Consider the following 3,736-nt stretch of genomic DNA (forward strand, 5'->3'; position numbering starts at 1 on the left):
GGGCGCCGTCTTGCCCTCGACCGGAATGATCGCTTAGGTTAGCCTAACCTAACTCCGAACGTGAGGCCCGACATGACCTTTTCCCTGCGTCCCGCCCGCCGGTTCGCGGCGGCCGGGATCGCCTTCGCCGCCGGGATCGCGCTGCTCAGCGCGTGCGGCGACGACGCCCAGAGCGAGGATGCGGCCGCGACCGGCTCGGCGCCCGCGGCGGCGAGCTACCCGGTCGCGCTGACGCACAAGCTGGGGACCGCGCAGATCAAGGCCGCGCCGCAGCGGATCGTGGCCCTGTCCGACGCCGACCTCGACGCGCTGCTCATGCTGGGCGTGCAGCCGGTCGGCATCGCCGAGTCCGCGGGCGAGGGCGGTGTCACGCCGTGGGCCAAGCCGAAGCTGGCCGGCACGCCGGCCGTGCTCACCGCGGGCGACACCGGCTTCGACATCGAGAAGATCGCGGCGCTGAACCCAGACCTGATCCTGGCCGGCGGCGACTACTACATCAAGGACGAGTACGAGAAGCTCAGCAAGCTCGCGCCGACCACCGCCTACGAGACCACCGGCCCGTTCGAGGACTCGTGGCAGACCACGCTGCGCCAGGTCGCCAAGGCCGTGGGCCGGCCGGCCGACGCCGAGAAGATCGTCACCGACGTCGAGGCCAGGATCACCAAGGCCAAGTCGGACCACCCGGAACTGGCCGGCAAGAAGTTCTCGCTGAGCCAGATGTGGGAGGCCGGCTCCATCGGCGTGCTGCGCTCCGACAAGGACGCCGGGGTCAAGATGCTCAACGACTTCGGCATGGTGCTGGCCCCGGGCGTGGCCGCGCTGCCGGGCGAGGACTTCGCGGTGCAGCTGAGCCTCGAGAAGGTCGGGGTGCTCGACACCGACGTGGTGCTCGTCTACTACGCCGAGGACGGCCTCAAGCCCCAGCTCGAGGGCAGCGCGCTGTTCAAGGGGCTGGCCGCGGTCAAGCGCGGCTCCTACGCGGCGCTGAGCGGGGCCCAGTTCTCCGCGCTGCGCACGCCGACGCCGCTGTCGGTGCAGTACATCATCGAGAACGTCCTGCCGGCGATCTCGACCGCGGCCAAGGCGACCGGCTGAGTGTCCGGCCGAGAGGTGACGGCGGGCCTCGCCGCGGCGGTCGTCGCGGCGGGACCCCCGCCCGCCCCGGTCCTCGCCCCGCCGTGGGCGATCCGCCCGCTCGCCGCCGGGGGTGCCGACGCCGAGCTGGTCAGCCGGTGGATGGGCGAGCCGCACGTGGAGGCGTTCTGGCGCGCCGCGTGGCCGGCGCGGCGCTGGGCCGAGGAGCTCGCGGCGCAGCTGGCGGGCGAGCACTCCCGGCCGTACCTGGTCTCCTTCGAGGGTGACCCGCTGTCCTATGTGGAGATCTACCGCACCCCGCGGGACGTGGTCGGGCGGCAGTACGACGCCGACCCCTACGACCTGGGCGTGCACCTGGCGATCGGGGACCCGCGGCGGACCGGCCAGGGACTCGGCCGGGCCATGGTGCGCGCGATCGCCGAGGGCCTGGCCGTGGCCGACCCGCGCTGCCGGCGGGTGTTCGCCGACCCCGACGAGCGGCACGTGGTCGCCCGCCGGATGTTCGCGCGGGCCGGATTCCAGTCCATCGGAATCCATGACCTGGGCCACAAACGGGCCGAGCTCCTCTTTACTGCCGTGAATTAGTAAGGTTAGCCTAACCTGACAACCCGGAAGGCCGCCCCAATGAACATCGAGCGGATGCGCAGCGACGTCGCCGAGGCGCTCGCCGAAGTCGCCGAGGAGCCCGCCGCGTTCGCCGACGACGACAACCTGATCGACCTCGGCCTCGACTCGATCCGGCTGATGAGCCTGGCGACCCGCTGGCGCGCCGCCGGCTTCGAGGCCGGATACCTGGACCTGGCGATGGAGCCGACGGTCGCGGCCTGGGCGCAGCGGCTGGAGGCCTCGAACGTGCTGGAGGAGAAGCGTTGAGCCCGATCATCGAGAACGCCGACGTCGTGGTCGTCGGCGGCGGACCCGGCGGATCGACCGCCGCCACGCTGCTCGCCAAGCGCGGGCACCGGGTGGTGCTGCTGGAGAAGGAGACCTTTCCGCGGTACCAGATCGGCGAGTCCCTGCTCCCCTCGACCGTGCACGGCATCGGCCGGATCCTCGGCGTCAGCGAGGAGCTCGCGAACGCCGGGTTCACCGTCAAGCGCGGCGGCAGCTTCCGCTGGGGCACCAACCCGGTGCCGTGGAACTTCCTCTTCGCCGTGGCCCCCGAGCTGTCCGGCCCGACGTCGACCGCCTACCAGGTCGAGCGGATGAAGTTCGACGACATCCTGCTGCGCAACGCCGCGCGCAACGGCGTCGACGTGCGCGAGGACAGCCCCGTGACCGACGTCATCGCCGACGAGGAGCGGGTGCGCGGGGTGCGCTACACCGACCCCGACGGCAACGAGCACGAGATCCACGCGACGTTCGTCGTCGACGCCTCCGGCAACCGCAGCCGCGTGCACCAGCACGTCGGCGGCGAGCGGATCTACTCCGAGTTCTTCAAGAACATCGCGCTGTTCGGCTACTTCGAGGGCGGCAAGCGCCTGCCCGCCCCCGACTCCGGCAACATCCTGTGCGCCGCGTTCGACGAGGGCTGGATCTGGTACATCCCGCTGTCCGACACCCTCACCAGCGTCGGCGCCGTGATCAGCCGCGAGCACGCGAGCCGCCTGCAGGGCGACCAGGAGCAGGCGCTGCACGGGTTCATCGACCGATGCGCGATCGTCAAGGACTTCCTCGCCGACGCCACCCGGGTCACCGAGGGCGTCTACGGGGAGCTGCGCACCCGCAAGGACTACTCGTACACCAACAGCACGTTCCACCGCCCCGGCATGGTCCTCGTCGGCGACGCCGCGTGCTTCATCGACCCGGTGTTCTCCACCGGCGTGCACCTGGCCACCTACGCCGGCCTGCTCGCGGCCCGCTCGATCAACACCGTGCTCGCCGGCGACCTGGCCGAGGCGCGGGTGTTCGAGGAGTTCGAGGGGCGCTACCGCCGCGAGTACCGCGTCTTCTACGAGTTCCTCTCCGCGTTCTACGACATGCAGACGAACGAGGAGTCGTACTTCTGGAAGGCCCGCAAGGTCACCAACCTCGACACCACCGACCTGGAGGCGTTCGTGACCCTGGTCGCGGGCGCGCACTCCGGCGAGCGGGCCCTGGTGCGGACGTTCCAGGCCGCCTCCGACGACCTCGCCGGCGCGGTGGAGCGGACCGGCAGCATGCAGACCACCTCCGGCGAGCGCATGCACCACCTCTTCGGCACCCCGGTCGTGCGCGAGGTGATGGCCGAGATGAACAACATCCAGGTCCGCGGCGTGCAGGGCGAGGCGGCCCGGGAGCTGCCGCTGCTCGACGGCGGGCTCGTCCCGGCGCCCGACGGCCTCTCGTGGGCCGATCCCGCCGCCCGGCCGGAGGAGACCCGATGACCACGAACCCGTTCGAGGACGCCGACGGCCGGTACTTCGTGCTGGTCAACGACGAGAACCAGCACTCGCTCTGGCCGGCCTTCGCCGAGGTGCCGGCCGGCTGGCGGGTGGTGTTCGGCGAGGACGGGCGCGACGCCTGCCTCGAATACGTCGAGCGGCACTGGACGGACATGCGCCCGGCCAGCCTCTACGCCTCGTAACGCGTCCGCACACACGCATCCCGCCGCGCCGGCCCCGGTGCGGCGGGCCCTGCGCTGCTCAAGGAGAGCCACACC

General features: G+C 71.5%; 5 protein-coding genes. All 5 read left to right on the forward strand.

Translation table 11 applies throughout. From position 1 onward, the window contains the following. Positions 1 to 72 precede the first annotated feature (72 nt). The 5 genes from AC6JBM_RS02305 to AC6JBM_RS02325 are packed head-to-tail and all read left to right on the forward strand — an operon-like array spanning position 73 to position 3,661. Positions 73 to 1,095, forward strand: a complete 1,023-nt coding sequence (locus tag AC6JBM_RS02305) for an iron-siderophore ABC transporter substrate-binding protein (protein ID WP_497981947.1) — start codon at positions 73 to 75, stop codon at positions 1,093 to 1,095. Then, the gene (locus AC6JBM_RS02310) at positions 1,096 to 1,680 is read left to right on the forward strand and encodes a GNAT family N-acetyltransferase (RefSeq protein ID WP_497981948.1); all 585 of its coding nucleotides are present in this window, start codon (positions 1,096 to 1,098) and stop codon (positions 1,678 to 1,680) included. It begins immediately after the preceding gene. Positions 1,681 to 1,719: 39 nt separating this feature from the next. Then, positions 1,720 to 1,968, forward strand: coding sequence for a phosphopantetheine-binding protein (locus tag AC6JBM_RS02315; RefSeq protein ID WP_497981949.1), 249 nt, complete (start codon positions 1,720 to 1,722; stop codon positions 1,966 to 1,968). After that, entirely contained in the window at positions 1,965 to 3,461 is a 1,497-nt protein-coding gene (locus AC6JBM_RS02320) for a tryptophan 7-halogenase (protein WP_497981950.1), read from the forward strand. Before AC6JBM_RS02315 ends, AC6JBM_RS02320 begins: the two co-directional genes overlap by 4 nt. Then, positions 3,458 to 3,661 carry an MbtH family protein gene (locus tag AC6JBM_RS02325; RefSeq protein ID WP_350616595.1) on the forward strand — a complete coding sequence of 68 codons (204 nt, stop codon included), beginning with the start codon at positions 3,458 to 3,460 and terminating at the stop codon, positions 3,659 to 3,661. The genes AC6JBM_RS02320 and AC6JBM_RS02325 overlap by 4 nt, the downstream gene beginning before the upstream one ends. The last annotated feature ends 75 nt before the right edge of the window (positions 3,662 to 3,736 follow it).

This window comes from Dactylosporangium thailandense (assembly GCF_059739745.1).

Bases quoted from the DNA above. Each gene is read 5' to 3' on its own strand.
- AC6JBM_RS02305 (WP_497981947.1), top strand. From the start codon at position 73: ATGACCTTTTCCCTGCGTCCCGCCCGCCGGTTCGCGGCGGCCGGGATC.
- AC6JBM_RS02315 (WP_497981949.1), top strand. From the start codon at position 1,720: ATGAACATCGAGCGGATGCGCAGCGACGTCGCCGAGGCGCTCGCCGAA.
- AC6JBM_RS02325 (WP_350616595.1), top strand. From the start codon at position 3,458: ATGACCACGAACCCGTTCGAGGACGCCGACGGCCGGTACTTCGTGCTG.